This is a genomic window from Lentzea sp. NPDC051208, assembly GCF_040682435.1.
In the GTDB taxonomy this organism is placed as follows: domain Bacteria; phylum Actinomycetota; class Actinomycetes; order Mycobacteriales; family Pseudonocardiaceae; genus Lentzea; species Lentzea kristufekii.
In genome coordinates, this window is the sequence record NZ_JBFBAW010000035.1 from 46,249 (window position 1) to 63,960 (window position 17,712).

9 protein-coding genes and 1 tRNA gene are annotated in these 17,712 nt (G+C 65.7%); 8 read left to right on the forward strand and 2 right to left on the reverse strand.

Annotated elements, in window-relative coordinates:
• Positions 1–25: 25 nt before the first annotated feature.
• The 8 genes from AB0M48_RS44045 (at position 26) to AB0M48_RS44080 (ending at position 16,023) form a co-directional block, all read left to right on the forward strand.
• On the forward strand, positions 26–1,075 hold the full coding sequence (locus tag AB0M48_RS44045; protein ID WP_363854851.1) for a glycosyltransferase family 2 protein: 1,050 nt from the start codon (positions 26–28) through the stop codon (positions 1,073–1,075).
• Entirely contained in the window at positions 1,068–1,877 is an 810-nt protein-coding gene (locus AB0M48_RS44050) for a GNAT family N-acetyltransferase (RefSeq protein ID WP_363854854.1), read from the forward strand. The genes AB0M48_RS44045 and AB0M48_RS44050 overlap by 8 nt, the downstream gene beginning before the upstream one ends.
• 50 nt (positions 1,878–1,927) lie before the next feature.
• On the forward strand, positions 1,928–3,214 hold the full coding sequence (locus AB0M48_RS44055) for an MFS transporter (protein ID WP_363854857.1): 1,287 nt from the start codon (positions 1,928–1,930) through the stop codon (positions 3,212–3,214).
• A gap of 46 nt (positions 3,215–3,260) precedes the next feature.
• Positions 3,261–4,043, forward strand: a complete 783-nt coding sequence (locus AB0M48_RS44060; RefSeq protein WP_363854860.1) for a thioredoxin domain-containing protein — start codon at positions 3,261–3,263, stop codon at positions 4,041–4,043.
• Positions 4,044–4,358: 315 nt separating this feature from the next.
• A tRNA-Ala gene (locus AB0M48_RS44065) sits at positions 4,359–4,431 on the forward strand.
• 794 nt (positions 4,432–5,225) lie between these two features.
• On the forward strand, positions 5,226–8,507 hold the full coding sequence (locus AB0M48_RS44070; protein WP_363854863.1) for a LamG domain-containing protein: 3,282 nt from the start codon (positions 5,226–5,228) through the stop codon (positions 8,505–8,507).
• A 32-nt stretch (positions 8,508–8,539) separates the two neighbouring features.
• The gene (locus tag AB0M48_RS44075; protein ID WP_363854865.1) at positions 8,540–15,313 is read left to right on the forward strand and encodes an RHS repeat-associated core domain-containing protein; all 6,774 of its coding nucleotides are present in this window, start codon (positions 8,540–8,542) and stop codon (positions 15,311–15,313) included.
• A gap of 131 nt (positions 15,314–15,444) precedes the next feature.
• Positions 15,445–16,023, forward strand: coding sequence for a hypothetical protein (locus AB0M48_RS44080; RefSeq protein ID WP_363854868.1), 579 nt, complete (start codon positions 15,445–15,447; stop codon positions 16,021–16,023).
• Between the two features lie 72 nt (positions 16,024–16,095).
• Here the strand turns inward: AB0M48_RS44080 and pssA are convergent, their stop codons facing one another.
• Both pssA and AB0M48_RS44090 read right to left on the reverse strand, forming a co-directional pair.
• Complete coding sequence (gene pssA, locus AB0M48_RS44085) at positions 16,096–16,797, reverse strand: CDP-diacylglycerol--serine O-phosphatidyltransferase (RefSeq protein ID WP_363854870.1); 702 nt, start codon at positions 16,795–16,797, stop codon at positions 16,096–16,098.
• Positions 16,798–17,201: 404 nt separating this feature from the next.
• The gene (locus AB0M48_RS44090) at positions 17,202–17,585 is read right to left on the reverse strand and encodes a hypothetical protein (protein ID WP_363854873.1); all 384 of its coding nucleotides are present in this window, start codon (positions 17,583–17,585) and stop codon (positions 17,202–17,204) included.
• Positions 17,586–17,712 lie beyond the last annotated feature (127 nt).

The following is a 17,712-nucleotide window of genomic DNA, read 5'->3' on the forward strand; positions in this document are numbered from 1 at the left end:
TCGCTGAGTGTGCCAGGGTTGTCGTATGGGGATGATCGGCGTGCTCGCTGGGGTCCTGTCCGCGTTGCGGTCCGGGCGGACCGTGCGGCAATGGCGGCACGTACCGGACGTGTCGGCGTCGTCGGCGACGGCGTCCGTGCTGGCCGTGGTGCCTGCACGCAACGAGGAAGCCACGCTGCCGCGGTTGTTGCCCGGACTGGCCGGCCAGCCGGGTGTGCGTGTCGTGGTGGTCGACGACGCCTCGGAGGACGCCACGGCCGCCGTTGCCCGTTCTCTCGGTGCCGAGGTGGTCGAGTCGTCCGGTCCTGCACCTGGCTGGGCAGGGAAGACGCACGCGATGCACCTCGGTGTCCAGGCCGCTCGGGACGAGGAGTGGTTGCTGTTCGTGGACGCCGACGTGACCTGCACGCCGGACCTGGTGGGACGGTTGCTGGCGTCGGCGTCGGAACTGGGTGCGGACCTCGTGTCGTCGTCGGGGCGCGGCACCGGGGCCGCCTGGTGGTTCCTGCTGCCCGCGTTCAACACGCTGGTGTTCGAGGGGTCGCCGCCGGACGGTCGCGGCGCCAAGGCACTCGCCGTCGGGCACTGCGTCCTGGTGCGCAGGGCCGCCTTCGAGGCCGCCGGGGGCTGGGAGGCACTCGCGGGCACGCACGCCGACGACGTGGGGCTGGGCACGTTGATCAGGGACTCCGGCGGGGTCGTGCGGTTCGTCGACGCCTCGATGCTGCTGACCACGTCGGGGATCGACACGTTCGTGGACTGCTGGCGGTCGTTGCGCAAGAGCATCCAGCCGGCGTTCCGGGAGATGTTCGGGCCGTGGGGGCGCGCGTTGCTGCTGGTCGCGGGGTTGCTGCACCTCGCGTACGGGCTGGTCCCGGTGCTGCGGTGGCGGTCGCCGTGGTCGTGGCTGGCGTGGTTCGCCCAGGCCGTGTCACACCGCGAGTTCGTGCGGCGGGTCGGGCAGCCGGAGATCTCGGCTGTGCTGGCGCCGCTGTCGTGGGCGACGATTGGGGTGTTCCTGTTGGACTGCGCGTTGCGTCCAGGTGCCCAGTGGAAGGACCGCCGCGTTGGTTGACCCGTTGCGCGACCCGGACGACCCGGAGCTGCTCGACCCCTACCAGTCCCGATCGCTCGCGATCCTGGTGGAGGGAGCGCGGCTCGCGTCCGGTGCCGTCCGGTACGGCAAGGTGGGCAAGGTCGGCAGCGCCGCCGTGGTGATCAACCGGGAGAACCCGCTGCCGTCGGGCAACTTCGGGTGCGCCCTGGACGGCTCGTCGGTCGAGGTCGCGTCGACGTTGCTGCAGCTCGAACACACCTTCGCCGCGGTGGGACGCGCGGAGGCCGTCGTGTACGCGTCGCCGACCACGGTGGACGAGATCGAGGGCATCGCCGACGACTCCGGCTGGTACGCGGTCGAGGAGTTGCTGACCGTGGTCCACCGCGGGCCTGCTTCGGTGGCCGAGGGAGTGCGGCCGGCGGCCGACGCGGACGTCGCCGGGATCGTCGAGCTGCTGTCCGACGAGCTCGTCGGCAACCGTGAACGGCTGGGCCGCTGGCTCGGGCATCGGTTGGACGACCCGCGGTGTTCGACCCTGGTGATGGACGACGGCGACCGGATCGGCGGATTCGTGTCGGGATTCGCCGAGCGCGGTGTGGGTCTGGTCGAGCAGTGCGTGGTGCGTCCGGCGCGGCGGCGCCGGGGTGTCGGGCGGTCGCTGGTGGTGTCCGCTGTCGCGACTTTGCGGTCGTCGGGCGCGATGCTGGTCGCGTCCCAGGTGGACGAGGGTCCGGGGGAGCGGTTCGCCGAGGCGTGCGGGTTCATTGCGGCGTATCCGGTGACTGCCTATGTACGCAGGGTGGATGAGCTACTCGACTGAGTTACTTAGTTGCCGCGTGACATATCCTTAGCAGGGCTAAGGGAGGCTTTGTGCGCGAGCGGTTGCCGGTCGAGGTGTGGGTTCTGGTCGCGGCGAGTTTCATCATCGCCGTGGGGTTCGGGATCGTGGCACCTGTTCTGCCGGTGTACGCGGCCTCGTTCGGCGTCGGTCATACCGCTGTCGCGGCTCTGATCAGCGCTTTCGCGTTCGTCCGGCTGGCGTTCGCGCCGATGAGCGGCAAGCTCGTCAACCGCTTCGGCGAGCCTCGGGTGTACATCGTCGGGATCTTGATCGTGGCGATCGGGACCGCGATGTCCGGGTTCTCGACGAGCTACGCCGAGATGCTGTCGTGGCGCGCGCTGGCCGGTGTCGGGTCGACGATGTTCACGGTCGCCGCGCTGGGGCTGCTGATCCGGATCACGCCGGCGCCGATGCGCGGGCGGGCGTCCGGCATGTGGGCGGCGGGGTTCCTCGTCGGCAACATCGCCGGTCCGATCGTCGGTGCCGGCCTGGTGCCGTTCGGGCTGTGGGTGCCGTTCGTGTCGTACGGCGTGTTGTTGTGCATCGCGGCGTTCGTGGTCTGGATCTTCCTCCGGCGGTCGACGCTGGTGGCGCTGGACAGGACCAACACCGAAGTGCCCATGACGGTGCGTGCGGCGGTGCGGCACCCCGCCTACCGGGCGGCGCTGGCGTCCGGGTTCGCGAACGGCTGGGCCGTGTTCGGCGTGCGGATCTCGCTGGTGCCGGTGTTCGTCATCGAGGCGCTGGAACACAGCGCGGCCGTGGCCGGCATCTCGATGTCGGTGTTCGCGGCCGGCAACGCCGCGATGCTGTTCCTGTCCGGCAGGATCGCCGACACGCGCGGCCGCAAGCCCGTCGCCATCGCCGGCCTGCTCATCAGCGGCCTCGCGACGGTCTGGATGGGCTTCACCGGCGACCTGTGGACGTTCATGGCGGCGTCGCTGATCGCGGGCGCGGGCGCCGGACTCCTGAACCCGCCGCAGAACGCCGTGGTGGCCGACGTCATCGGCGCGCGCGGCAAGGGCGGACCCGTCCTCGCGGGCTTCCAGATGGTGACGGACCTGGGCGCCATCATCGGCCCGATGGCCGCCGGCCTGCTGGCCGACTCGTTCGGCTTCGGAGCGTCGTTCGCCATCACCGGCGCCTCGCTGCTGCTGGCCGTGGGCTTCTGGTTCGTCGCTCCCGAGACCCTGCCCACGCACGAGGAGGAGCACACGGCCGCCGCGGTGGCGCCGGAGTGCGGCTGCCTGGACGAAAGCGCCGAAATCCCGACCGGCGAACGGGTCGGCGGCAAGCCACGTCACCCGGAAGCGTGATTGCGCGCTCAGCTTTCTTTTAGTTTGTGTCGCTACCCTCATCGCCGTGGGTGGAGCAGAGCGCAGTGCGCGGAAGAAGAAGCAGGCCGCGCGTGCGGTGGTCCAGGCTCGTTCGTCGGGTTCCGACCGCACCAAGATCATCGCGGGCATCGCCGTCGTGGCGGTGCTGGCCGTCGCCGTCATCGGGTACGTAGTCTTCCAGCAGATGAAGCCGTCCACATCGACAACGGACGCCATCCCGCTGGCGCCGGCGGACCACACGATCTCGGCCCCCGCCGTCCGCGACGGCGGCACCGTCCTCGTCGGCAAGGACACGGCCACCGTGACCGTCGACGTGTACGAGGACTTCCTGTGCCCGATCTGCGGCACCTTCGAGAAGACCTACGGCACCGACATCAAGAAGGCAGTCGAGGACGGCAAGGTCAAGGTCCGCTACCACATCCTGCCGATGCTCAACCGCCTCTCGTCGCCCGAGGGCTACTCGACCGACTCGGCCAACGCCGCCCTGTGCGTGGCCGACGACGGCAAGTTCAACGCGTTCCACGCGGCGCTGTTCAACAAGCAGCCCGAGGAAGGCGAAGCCGGCTACACCAAGGACCAGCTCATCAAGCTGGGCAAGGAAGTCGGCGTCACGTCCGCCTCCTTCGAGTCGTGCGTGCAGAACCAGACCTACAAGTCGCAGCTGGACGAGCTGATGTCCAAGACCAGCAACGACCCCGCCCTCCGCGACGGCGAGTCGGGCCGGTTCCGCGGCACGCCCAGCGTCGCGTCCGGCGGCAAGCTCGTCGACCTGGACAACAAGAACTGGCTATCCGACCTGACCAAGTAAGCCCCTTCGGGCAACGCCGCCCGGTTCCGATCTGTTCGGGGCCGGGCGTTGTTTTTTGTGCCGCGCGTCACTCGTGGCTCGTCGTGATCGTTGTGCGCGGGCTGCTTCGGTTGGCGGTGCTGTTCTTGCAGCTCGTGGCGTGTTTCGGGGGCGCGCACTCGATCTTCGGGGTGGGCGGTGCTGCTGGGTCGTCACCGGGTCCTACCAGGCCGAATGCTCCTTGGATACCCCCGATTTTTATCTTGTGGCATGGGTGTTGTACGGTATTGCCACACGAGAACGACGGGGAAACCCGGCGGGAACGTGGACCTTCAAGGGGCTGTGGCGCAGCTGGTAGCGCATCACACTGGCAGTGTGAGGGTCAGGGGTTCGAGTCCCCTCAGCTCCACTTGTAGGTAGAACCCGTCTGATCTGGCGAATTCGCTGGTCAGGCGGGTTTCTTGCTGTTCGGGTTGATCTCCGGTGATCATCTGTTGGTCGTGTTGTCGGGACGCTGTGGAGCAGTTCTGGAGCACGATTCTCTGGTTTGGTCGTTGTGTTGGCCCCCTGGCCTGGGGTGAACGATGTGACCCTCCTGCCGACGGTGTGAGGGTCAGCGGCATTCGGTATGTGGCGAGTGGTCCGGAGGCATGACGTTTGAACGGCCGTGATGCTGTCGGGCGTGCCTTGGGTTGGTGTCGTGGAGCAGGAACGCGACATCGTCGCTTCCGACCAAGGTGCTTCCGTTGTGGTCGTTCGGTTTGACGGTGTCACCATCCCGCCAGCGATGTGCGCGTCAAGTTCGTTGTACAGCTTCCTCCCGTGATGCGTGTGGGCGGCGCAATAGAGCGGGTTCGACATTTCTTGGTTGCGCTTAGCCAGCTATTGCGGCGCGTTGAGGAGCCGCTGTTCGATTTCGGACGCGACGTCTGAGTAGGCCGCGGCCGTGGAGATGGTGGCCTGGGGCGCTCGAGTTGCTCTCGTCGGTGGGCGTGGGCGCGATGGACGTCGCTGTGGCCGAGCCGGTTGCCGCGCGGAGTCAATGCGCGTGGCTGTAGCCATGCCGTGCTCTGTGGTCACTGTGATCCGCGTGGTGATGCTACTCACTGTGAGACTGGGCTTGCGCTTGGTTACACCGGTCGGTGGATTGATCTCGAGTCGATGTTGGTTGAGGCTGACTGGCGCTCAGGGGGAGTGTCTGACTTGGGGGGGATTTTGGTGCGCCATAGATCGGCGCGCGGCTTTGGGCTGCGCGCGTTTGCTCTTGTGCTCGTTTTGTCGGCTGGTCTCGTCACATCTGACGCACTTGCGGCTCCGGCTCCGGCTGAGTTGCCGGACGAGGGAGCCGCGTTGGCGGCGGCGCGGAAGTTCGACAAGCCGGTGAAGGTGTCCGGGCTGACGACCGAGGCTTCGGAGACCTCGGCGAATCCGGACGGCACGATGACGGTGACTCAGACACTCCGTGCGGAGCGGGTCAAGCGCGGCGACAAGTGGGTTCCGGTCGACACGGAGGTGCGCAAGCATTCGGACGGTCTGATCCGTCCCGAGGCGACCTTGGTGGACCTTCGGCTTGCTGGAAAGGGCAAGGGCACGCCGCTGGCGGTGGTGGCCAAGGACGGCGTCGAGGTAGGTCTGAGCTGGCCTGAGGCGTTGCCAGAACCGACGGTGAACGGTTCTACGACGACGTACGAAGAGGTGTGGTCGGGTGTCGACCTGAGGGTCGATGCGACCTCCACTGGATTCAGTCAGGTGTTGGTGGTCAAGACCGCGGAGGCTGCGAAGTCGGACAAGCTACGCAAGATCACCTACGGCTCCCACGTCAAGGGCGGCAAGCTGAGCCAGCGGGATGGTCTGCTGGAGGTGAAGGACGACAGGGGGCAGGTCCGATTCACCGGTGATGCCTCCCAGATGTGGGACGCGACCGGTCGTCCGGCGAAGATGGCTGTCGAGCTCACCGCCGCCACCTTGTCCGTGGTGCCCGACCAGGCGTTCCTTGCTTCGCCGGAGACGAAGTTCCCGGTCTCGATCGACCCCAGGTACGACTGGGCCGGCTTCAAGAATCATCACCTGGTCCTGCAGGAGTACTTCCCGGACGCCCGCAACTACGACCGCACCGACGGTCAGTTGGGCGATCTCAAGTCGGGCTGGCACAGCAGCACCGGCGCCTCGATCTCGTATGTCGAGATGAACACGGGGCCGCTGGCCGGCAAGAAGGTCCACTCCGCGAAGTTCGCGACGAAGGTGATCCACTCCGCGAAATGCGCAGAAGTACAGCCGACTGCCTTGTGGCACATGGGCGGTTTCGGTCCTGACACCACGTGGCGCGCCGGTGGGCCCGCGTGGTTCAGCAAGCAGGGAACGATCAACACGAAGAACAACGCTGATTACTGCCCCTCCGACGGTCAGACCGAGTTCGACATCACCGGCCTGGTCGACTCCCACGCCAAGAACTCCTATCCCGCGATGACCCTCGGACTCATCAGCGACAGCCTGGACGCGAACGACAAGGCGTGGCGCCGATTCGACCTCAACCCGGTGCTGAGGGTCATCTACAACTCACCCCCGAACAAGGCGCGCGAGCTGAGCATGGAACGCGGCCTGTACGCGTGCGGAAGCAGGGACAAGATCTCGTACGTGCCAACCAGGACGCCGCGCCTGCGTGGCCAGTTGTCCGATCCCGACGGTGGCGTGCTCTGGTCGCACTTCGCGTTGCACAAGGGACCGGTGGGGAACAGCGTCGGTATCGCTGACTACCACTATGCGGACACACCTTCGGGTTCCTTTGTCGAGGCTCAGGTGCAGCCGGACACGATCACTGAGGACGGTGTCTACAACTGGTCGGTGAACGCGAGCGATGGTGAGCTGACTTCCGGTTGGGAGGGCAACTGCGAGTTCATCGTCGACACGGTGAAGCCCGTTGTGCCGCAGGTGAGTTCTGTGGAGTACCCGGCGTCGGCGCCTGGCGGTGGTGCTGGTGTGACCGGCACGTTCGAGCTGGATTCGGTGAAGTCGGCGAGTGGTGACGTGTCCAAGTTCGTCTACTCGTTCACCTCGGACGGCGGTGACGGCCTCGGTAAGGAGATGGCGGCCGGCCCGGACGGCAAGGCGACGATCCGCTGGACGCCGGGCACTGCCAGGTCAGAGACGTTGTTCGTGAAGACGGTGGACCGGGCGGGCAACTTGTCCGACCTCAAGCGGTACAACTTCATCGTGCTGCCCGGCGGGCCGCCTGCGGCGCATTGGGCGTTGGATGGTGCGCTGACCGATTCCAACGGCGGCAATGCGCTGGTGCCGAACGGCAGCCCGAACCTCACTGCGGCGGGCTACTCGGGCAAGGGAACTCGGCTGAACGTGGCGCAGGACTTCCTCAGTGGTGGCGCGGTGGTCGACACGTCGAAGAACTTCACGCTGTCGGCGTGGGCAAAGCTGGACGGCATCGGCGCCGGCCAGGCGGTCGTTTCCACAGCGGACGCCTCCACGCTCAGTTCCAGCCTGTACTACGACCAGGGCGTCAAACGCTGGACGTTCGGCATGACGGCGAAGGACAACAAGGCCGATCTCAGGGTCGTGCGGGCAGGGTCCGATGCAGTGGCCGGTGTCTGGACCCATCTGGCCGGAACCTACGAGGCCACTAAGAAGACGCTCTCCCTGCACGTCGACGGCATCAAGCAGGGCGAGATCGCCGGGTTGGAGGGTTGGCAGGCGTCGCAGCTGCTGGTGGGGCGCCATCGCTGGAACGGCCAGGACATCGCCTCCTTCGTCGGCTCGGTCGACGAGCTCAAGGTGTACAACCGCACGCTGAACGACGCCGAGATCAAGGTGCTGGCGAAGCAGGCAGGGATCCGTGCTCACTACAAGATCGGCGAGGGCACGGGCACGTCCACGAAGGACGAGGTGACCAGCCGTGTCGCCACTGCGGGTGGCAAGGTCGGTTGGGAGACGAGCAGCAGGTACACGTCGTTGCTGCTGAACGGGCCTGATGAACAGGGACAGCCTCAGGACGTCGAGGCGTACGTCTCGGCTCCCGCGCCGGGCATCCGGACCGACCGCTCCTACACCGTTTCCACGTGGGCGAGGCTGGATCTGGACGCGCCAGAGGACAAGCCTCGGACGATTGTGAGCCTGGCGCACAACGGCACCTCGCAGCTGGACCTGAGGTACGGCGGTGCGTCGAGGAAGTGGGAGTTCGTGATGGCCGGCTCCACTGTTGCCACCGCTTATGAAGCGGAGGTGCAGGAGTGGGTGTACCTGACGGCGGTTCACGACACGACCGCTTCTGAGATGCGGTTGTACCTGAACGGTATCTACATCACCAGGGTTTCGTTCACCGGCGGGTCGGCCACATCCGAGTCCACTGTGGAGCTCGGCAGGCTCACGCCTGCGACCGCCGCGGGTGGGTTCTGGAAAGGCGGGATCGACGACGTCCGCGTCTACGCCGGTGCGCTCTCGGACGAAGAGATCCGGGCGCAGGCCGTTCGCAGCTGATCCAGCACACTCACTCCTAACAGAGGAAGTTCATGCGCAACCACAAGAGGTGGTCGCGCGCTCTGGCCCTGTCGCTGGGCTGGGTGATGATCGCCGCTGTCGTTTCCCCGACGCCGGCGCTCGCCCAGCCCACGGGCAGAGACGCGAAAAAACCCGCCACCCAATCCGAGACGAACGTTCCCGGCGAGGCCGCGAAGCTGCGGCCCGTCACACCGATCGTGGCGAGCAACCAGCCTGTCCCGAACGTCAGCTGGCCGTCAGCGAGCAACTCCGAGGTTGCCGCTTCAGGTGACCTCCGCCAAGCCGGTGCGGCCCCGGTCAAGGTCGGCAAGGCGGAGGCGGCCCCGGTGCGGGTCGAGACGTTCGGCCAGGACACGTCAGCGAAGATCGGCGTGGCCGGTGTCGTGCTGAAGGTGTCCGACAAGGCCGGGAAGTCTCCAGGCAAGACGTCGGTCGAGGTCGACTACTCCGGTTTCGAACACGCTTACGGCGGCGACTACGGTTCGCGGCTGCGGTTGGTGCGGCTGCCGGAATGTGCGCTGTCCACTCCGGACAAGGCCGAGTGCAAGACGCGCACCGCGGTGCAGTCGCGCAACGACGTCAAGACGAAGAAGCTGACGGCCACCGATCTCGCGCCGTCCTCGGGCGCGATGGTGCTCGCTGCCGAGCCCGCCGCGGGTGGTGCCGGGGGTTCGTTCCAGGCTACCTCGTTGTCCCCTGCGGGTAGCTGGTCTGCCGGTGGTTCGAGTGGCGACTTCACCTTCAACTACCCGATCAAGCTGCCGGGTTCGGTCGGTGGGAGCGCGCCGGGGGTGTCGCTGGGCTACTCGTCGGGCGGTGTCGACGGGCGCACCAGCGCGACGAACAACCAGGCGTCGTCGTCCGGTGACGGCTGGGACCTCAGCGCGGGCGGGTTCATCGAGCGCCGCTACAAGAGCTGTGGAGAGGACCTCAACACCACGATCGGCCAGAAGAAGACGGCCGACCTGTGCTGGGTGACCGACAACGCCACCATCCAGCTCGCTGGCATCTCGTCGGAGCTCGTCAGGATTGGCACCACGGAGACGTGGCGGGCCAAGAACGACGACGGCTCGAAGGTTGAGCGCCTCTACCGCACGCCGGTCGCGGGCGGTGATGACAACGGCGAGTACTGGAAGGTGACGACCCCGAACGGCACCCAGTACTTCCTCGGCTCGCGCGAGGCGGAGTCGACGTGGACGGTGCCGGTGTTCGGCAACCACTCCGGTGACCAGTGCTGGGCGGCAGGGAAGCCGTTCAAGGACCTGTCGTGCCGCCAGGCGTGGCGGTGGAACGTCGACTACGTGGTGGACCCGAAGGGCAACGTCACCCGGTTCTACTACAAGACCGAGAAGAACCGGTACGGCCGCAACCTCGAGGCCACCGACGGAGTGGAGTACGAGCGCGCCGGACGGTTGGACCGCATCGACTACGGCCTGCACAACTCGGACGAGAACGCTCCGGCTCCGGGACGTGTTCAGTTCCACTACTCGGAGCGATGTATTCCGTCGAGCGGTTTCGACTGTGCTCCGGGCAAGCTGAACAAGGACAACGCGAAGAACTGGCCGGACGTGCCGTTCGACCAGATCTGCGCACCCGGTGCGAGGTGCGAGAACCAGTACTCGCCGACGTTCTTCAGCCAGCAGCGGCTTACGAAGATCACCACGCAGGTGCGCAAGGAGAACGTCGCCGCAGAGTGGCGTGACGTCGACCAGTGGGAGCTCGGCCAGTCGTTCCCGCCGTCCAACGACGGTCTGGACCCGGCGCTGTGGCTCGACAGCATCAAGCACACCGGTCTGGTCGGTGACGCGAAGTCGTTGCCCGCCACGAAGTTCGAGCGCCTCACGATGGCGAATCGGGTGGACGGTGACAGCGACGTGTATCCGCCGCTGCTGCGCGGTCGCGTCAAGCGCGTGCAGCACGAGGCCGGTGGTATCACCGAGGTCGAGTACACCGACAAGGATTGTGTGCCGGGGCAGCGCATGCCGGTTCTCGCGAACGCTCATGAGAACACGATGCGGTGCTTCCCGTCGTACTGGACGCCGGAGGGCGCTACTGAGCCGCAGTTGCACTGGTTCCACAAATACGTCGTGCGCGCGGTCATCGCGGACGATCGTGTTCGTCAGCTCAGCGAGCAGACGAAAACGTATTACGAGTACGAGAGCATCGACAACGCTGCGTTGTGGCACTACGACGAGAACGACTTCGGTGATCCGAAGTACCGGACCTGGTCACAGTGGCGTGGCTACAACAAGGTTCGCACGATCTCCGGTGACACCAACGAGCCCGATCGGCCGGTGACCGAGACGATCTACCTGCGCGGCATGGACGGCGATCCCGTGCCCGGTGACCGGCCGCCCGGCGATCCGGTGCCGAGGGGTAAGCGCGATGCCTGGGTCTCCTACGACGGTGAGCGGATCGAGGACGTCGAGCGGCTCAAGGGCATCGTGTGGAAGACGTTCTCCCTCAACGGTGGAGCGGTCCACACGAAGACCACGAGCGAACCGTGGATCTCGCCTGTCGCTACGGCGGAGAACGGCGACGACAAGGCGTTGCTGCTCAACACCAAGACGGTGACCACCAAGACCTCGCTGGGCACTGACCGGTGGCGGACCAAGCGGGCGAGCACGACGTTCGACGATGCCCACGGCCGTGCTCTCACCGTCCAGGACGAGGGTGACATCGACGTCACCGGCGACGAGCGGTGCACACTCACCACCTACGCGTCCAACGAGGCCGCGTGGATGTGGACCTATGCCAGCCGGATCCTCACCTACGCCGCGAAGTGTGATGCCGCGGCGACCGACGACAACACCATCAGCGACACGGTCTCCGCCTACGACGGCAAGCTGCCTGGTGAGGCGCCGAGCAAGGGACTCGTCACCATCGCGTCGCGGTGGAACGGCGAGCGCACGACCCCACGCGCGTATCAGGCGATCACGACCACTGAGTACGACGTCTACGGCAGGGTCAAGAAGACGACCGACCCCGCGATGGGCGACACCACCACGGTCATGGAGCCCGCGCTCGGCTTCCCGGTGCGCAAGGTGACCACCACCAACGCCAAGGGCCACGCCTCGACCGTCGAGTACGACCCGGCACTCGGCCTGCCGGTCGCCCAGATCGGCCCGAACGGCGAGCGGATCGACGCGAAGTACGACGCGCTGGGCCGGCTGACCCACACCTGGCTCCCGCATCGGGCACGGCACCTCAGTGCCAGTGCCCAGTACGAGTACGTCTACGACGAGGCGACCGCGACCGTCATCGAGGTCTCGAAGTCGTTGCGCGAGCGCGACCAGCAGTACAACGTCTCGTACAAGATCTTCGACGGCCTGCTGCGCGCTCGCCAGACCCAGGTGCCCGACGGCGAGCAGAAGGCCGGGGATCTCGGGCGGATCATCACGGACACGTTCTTCGACTCACGTGGCCTGGTGACCAAGACCAGCAACGCCTACTTCAACCGGCAGGCGCCGGACGGCAAGTTGTTCGTGGTGGCGGATGTCCAGGTGCCCAACCAGGAGGTCACCAAGTACGACAAGCTGGCTCGCCCGGTCAGCGTCGCGTTCCACAGGTTCGGCACGCCGCAGTGGAGCACCACCACGGTTTACGCGGGCGACCGCGTGCACGTGACGCCTCCGCCGGGACAGATACCGACGACCGTCGTCAGTGACGCGCACGGCCGTGAGGTCGAACGCATCCAGCACCACGGCGTCGGCGCCGACGTGACGAAGTCGAAGTTCAACTTCAAGGGACAGCTGGAGCAGGTCACCGATCCCGCGGGCAACAAGTGGTCGTACAAGTACGACCGGCTGGGTCGCAAGTTCGAGGAGACCGACCCTGACCGGGGCACGACCACCGTCGAGTACAACAACCTCGACCAGGTCGTGAAGACGACCGACAGCGAGAACCGGTCGGTGTCGTTCAAGTATGACCAGCTGGGCCGCAAGACCCAGATCGTCTCCGGTGACACCACGCTCGCCGAGTGGAAGTACGACGCCAAGAAGAAGGGCCTGCTCGACTCGGCCACCCGCTTCTCCGGCGGCCAAGCCTACGTTCAGCGGATTACACGGTACGACGCTTACAGCCGAATCCGCGAGTCCCAGGTCGAGATCCCCGCGACCGAAGGGACGCTGGGGCAGACTTACTACTTCGAGCGCGACTACACGCCGGTCACCGGCGCGTCCCAATCCTCGGTGCTGCCCGCCGCGGGTGGGCTGCCGCAGGAGTCGGTGGCCACCTACTACAACGACCAGGGCGCGCCGGTCAAAACCGCCGGGCTCACCACCTACGCCAGCGACCACATCTACTCGAAGTTCGGCGAGACGCTGCGCCTGACCCTCGGCCCGGAATCCAACCCCACCGAGGGTGTCAACCAGCTGTGGCTGACCAACTACTTCGAGGAGGGCAACCGCCGTCTCGAACAGTCCATCGTGGACCGTTCACGTGACACCGACTGGCGGATCTCCAACCAGAAGTACTCGTACGACACCGGCGGCAACATCACCAAGATCGCCGACGAGCCGAGCGACAAGACGGCCTGGGACACCCAGTGCTTCCAGTACGACAAGCTGCGCAGGCTGACCAAGGCGTTCACTCCTCTGTCAGGCGACTGTGCGACCACCGTTGTTGGCGGCGCGGCCTCGTACCAGCACGAGTACCAGTACGACAGCATCGGTAACCGCACCAACGAGCGCACGACCACGGGATCCAACGTGGTCAACCGCAAGTACAACTACGACTCGGCGAAGCAGCCGCACGTCGTTCGCTCGATCGAGGAAAGCGGCCCGTCCGGCACTGCTCTTGACGAGTTCGGTTACGACAAGACCGGCGCCACAACCTCCCGCAAGGTGGCGGGCAACACCCAGACGATCTCCTACGACGTCGAAGGCCGCACGTCGAAGGTGGTGGAGGCGTCCGGTAAGGAGTCGTCGTACCTCTACAGCGCCGACGGTAGCCGGCTGATCAAGCGCGAACCGGGCCGTACCACGCTCTACCTGCCCGAGGGCATGGAGCTGGTCATGGACGATGCGACCCAGCAGGTGTCCGGTAAGCGCTACTACGCGCACGGCGGCACCGTGGTGGCGGTGCGGCATTCCAGTGGGCGGCTGTCGTACGAGGTGGGCAATCATCAGGGCACGCCGACGTTGTCGGTGAAGGCTGGTGACTTGACGTATCAGCGTCAGTACTTCGACCCGTTCGGCAAGGCCCGCGGCCCGAACGGCGGTTCTTGGCCGGATGACAAGGGTTTTGTCGGCGGTACACGAGATACGTCTGGTCTGACGCATCTGGGTGCTCGGGAGTACGACCCGGCGACCGGCCGGTTCCTGTCGGACGACCCGATCATGAACACGGCGAACCCGCAGCAGGTCAATGGCTACTCGTACAGCAATAACAACCCGGTGACGTTCTCCGACCCGTCAGGCATGTACCTGGAGGGCGGCACCGGTGCCGACGGTCACAGCTACGGCATCGACAAGGAACGCGGCATCATCGTCGGCAACTCGCCAAGCACAGGCGATCACGGGCTCGCGCAGGCGTACCCGAGTGCCGGCAGGAACCAGCAGCGGGGTCAGGCGTCCACCGCGGCGGCACAGCAGGCCCGTTACGACGCTTTCGAGGGCAAGGACAAGTACGAGGAGTATCTGCGCGAGGCCAACAACTCGCAGTCGTGGTGGGACGTTGTCGTTGCGGAGCTTCCTGACCTGTTGATGGATCTCACGGGCATCAACGACGTCAAGAACTGTTTCACGGAATTCGACATCCTCGCTTGCGTCAGTCTGGTGCCGGCGGCCAAGGCCTTCAAGTTGTTGCAGGCCGGTGAGAGGATCGTTCGCGCGATCGTCAAGGCGAACCGGATCATGGACAAGATCGCGGATGCCGCCGCGAGGCTGCGCCGGGTCGAGGAGAAGGTCGAAGAAGCCGTCGAGTCAGCTGCCGCATGTCTGGTCAACAGTTTCGTGCCCGGTACACGCCTGTTGATGGCGGATGGCTCCTCCAAGGTGATCGAAGAGATAGAGCTAGGCGACCAAGTCCTGGCCACAGATCCAGCGACTGGTGAGAGTCAGCCTCGAGACGTCGTGCGGACCATCGTCGGTAACGGCTCCAAGAACCTCGTTGAGCTGACCGTCGAGGGCCAAGATGAGAAGATTGTCGCCACCGATGGGCACCGGTTCTGGTCGCCGGAACTCAACGACTGGGTGCGGGCGGACAAGCTCGCCGCGGGGGCGTTGCTGCGGACTTCTGCCGGAACCGTGGTCCAGGTCGTCCAGATTCGGAAGTGGACTGCCCAACAGCGTGTCCACAACCTGACGGTCAGCGGCGAGCACACCTACCACGTTCAAGCGGGTACGACCGCTGTCCTCTCCCACAACTGCGGCAACCAGGTTTTCCAGCCAGGCCGCAGGGGCGTTGATACCGAGTATCAGGCGCGGATTCCTGCCGATGCAGGTGCCGCTCCGGGATCGGCACTTGCGCCGAACAACGAATATCTCTTCGTCGTTCGCGAGGACGGTGCGCTGCGTGCTATGGCATTGAGCGACATGATTGACATTCACTACAGTACCGGTCACACGTCGTTGGCCAACCGCAACGGAGTGATCATGGCGGGTATGTTCGAAACTGACGACCGAGGAGTGATCAGCGCTATCGACAACCACTCGGGGCACTACATGCCAAGACAATCTTCGGGAAGCAACTCGTTGTTGGGCATCACGAAGAAGGCCTTCAATCGGCACGGATGGAGTTTCGACGACAGTGCATGGTCTTTGATCACCCGGGGCGGCTCGTGAGTCGCCCACCTTTTCCTGGCCACGACGTCATTCTGGCGCGTCTCGTGCAAGGTTGGGAGGACATGCCTCCGCCTGGCGTGGGCAGAGTTTTCACCGAGGAGCATCTCAGCCTGCTTGCGGAGCGGCTCGGCATGCAGAAGCTCGACCTTTTCATCATCGCCGATCGAACTGTGCCCGACGATGAGATGCCCTTTCATGCAGATGCCAGCAGTGGGCTCGCCCAGCTGGTCGAGCGCGCGCTTCGGCTGCCTGAATCGGGTCGTGACCAATTGCGTGACGCTGCTCGCGCGCTGCCACTGGTTTCGCCGTCCGGATCTTCACGTTACGGTCCCTTGCAGCCGTCCGGACAGCCGTACCCTCCTGGGTTCGGTTCGCTGTTCGCGCGAATGTTCGCCCTTCGCAACATGAGTTGGGGCGCATCGGTCCAGGTGCTGCGCATGATGTCTGAGGTTTACCTCTCGGCGTCGAACATCGGTGGGATGGTGCGCGGGTTACGAGTGTTCGACGCAAAGCTCGTTATCGGCCTCTCAGCCGTTTTCGGGATGCCGGCCGGAGTTCTGACAAACTTGATGGACGTGGATCTGGCGATCGGAGATCACGTGCACTCGGCCAAGCACCGCGATGTTGCCGCCTTGCTCTGGGAAGTGCGTCAGTTGACAGCAAAACAGGTGTGGGGGCTGTCTGACTTGGCGAAACAGCTGAACAGCTGAACAGCCCGCACCAGAGGACCGCGGGCCGGACACGTTCATCGTGTCCGGCCCGCGGTCAGTTCAACTGAACGATCAGCGCTTGGGCTGGCGTCGGAGTCCGAGCTGGAGCCAGGACCGGCGACGCCTGTTGGCCGACGGACCGGCGCCGTCCGCTGCGGTGGGAGGCGACGCCGTGTGCGCGTGGTCGGCACCGGTGACGGTCCAGGCTTCGGGGTGCTTGGACAGCCGCAGGTACCAGCGTACCGAGTAGGGCAGGTGTGCCAGGTACACGACCATCGCGATGATCAGTGCCACCAACGGGTACGTGACGATCGCGGCCGCCAGCAGGCCGACGGCGAGGAGCAATGAGGCCACCGCGCGCGGCGGCACCTTCACCTGCTCCTCGATGATGAGGGGTAGCAGCAGCAACAGGCCGCCTGCCGGAGCGGGCACACCGACGAAGAACTCCTTCGCGAACGGCGGCTGTTCCTTCTCCAGCAACGTGTTGAAGCGGGCCAGGCGGACCACCATGCAGACCGCGAAGATCAGCGCGATGACCCAGCCCGCGCGGCTGCCCTCGAACTTCCAGAGGTAGACCGCGAGTGCGGGCGCGACGCCGAACGAGATGGCGTCGGCCAGCGAGTCGAGCTCCGCGCCCATCTTCGACGTCGCGTCGAGCATGCGGGCGATGCGGCCGTCCAGGCCGTCGAACACGGCCGCTGCCGCGATCGCGGCGATGGCCGCGCCCCACATGCCGACGTTCGCGAAGTGCACTGCGGACAGGCCCGAGCACATGGCCAGGACCGTGATCGCGTTCGGCAGCAGGCGAACGCCGGGCCCGCTGCGGTTTGTCGGGTGACTTTCGGCTACGAGTCTCACACTGTTCTAAGTGGAGCGATTCTGGAGCACCGCGTAGAACAGAACGTCACGCAACAGCACGCAACAGCGTTGAACGACGGCCAACCGCGCTGGTCAGCCATGAAGCTTTCTGTTTTCGCAGGTCAGGGCCGTGGCCTGATCCGACTGGCAGTGTGAGGGTCAGGGGTTCGAGTCCCCTCAGCTCCACTTGTAGGTAGAACCCGTCTGGTCAAGCGAATTCGCTGACCGGGCGGGTTTCTTGCTGTTCCAGATCGATTTTCAGTGATCGTCTGGTTCAGGGGCGCTCACGTCCTGTGTCCCAGGGGGACCGGCAACGCTCCTCACGTTGAACCTGAGGCTGAGCTGTTCCGGGGCGTCATCCAGCCTGACTGCATCAAGGCGTGCAACGCCTGGGGTGACGACTCGTCTGCCAGGGCGGCGCTGCGCACCCAAGCCGTTGCCAGCACGGTGAGGAACAGGTCACGTCCACGCACCCAGGGGTGGGCGGCCCCATCGCGCTGGGCCGCGTGGAGGAACTCGTCGGTGGTCGTGATGAACCCCTGGCAGGTGATCGCCAAGGGGGAGGTCTCCTCTGACAGCGCGGCCCGCAGGGGTTCGGGGAGGCCGTCGAAGGCCGTCAGCCACTCGCCCAGCGCCTCGAGCCATCGGACGAGTGCGATGCCGGAGTCGGCTTCTTCGCGCCGGATGGCGTCGCGGCGGGACACCAGTTCCTCATCTCGCGCCTGCAGGAGGGCGGCTAGTGTCCTGAGTTGTTAATTCGTGTGCAGGCGTAGGGTTCGGTGGCATGCCGAACCCGAAGCTGCCTGAGTTGCTGCTGTCCGATGACGAGGC

What these genes read in the sequence shown, in the direction of transcription:
- AB0M48_RS44045 (WP_363854851.1), top strand. Translation starts at nt 26, where the DNA reads ATGGGGATGATCGGCGTGCTCGCTGGGGTCCTGTCCGCGTTGCGGTCC.
- AB0M48_RS44075 (WP_363854865.1), top strand. Translation starts at nt 8,540, where the DNA reads ATGCGCAACCACAAGAGGTGGTCGCGCGCTCTGGCCCTGTCGCTGGGC.
- AB0M48_RS44080 (WP_363854868.1), top strand. Translation starts at nt 15,445, where the DNA reads ATGCAGAAGCTCGACCTTTTCATCATCGCCGATCGAACTGTGCCCGAC.
- pssA (WP_363854870.1), bottom strand. Translation starts at nt 16,797, where the DNA reads ATGTGCTCGGGCCTGTCCGCAGTGCACTTCGCGAACGTCGGCATGTGG.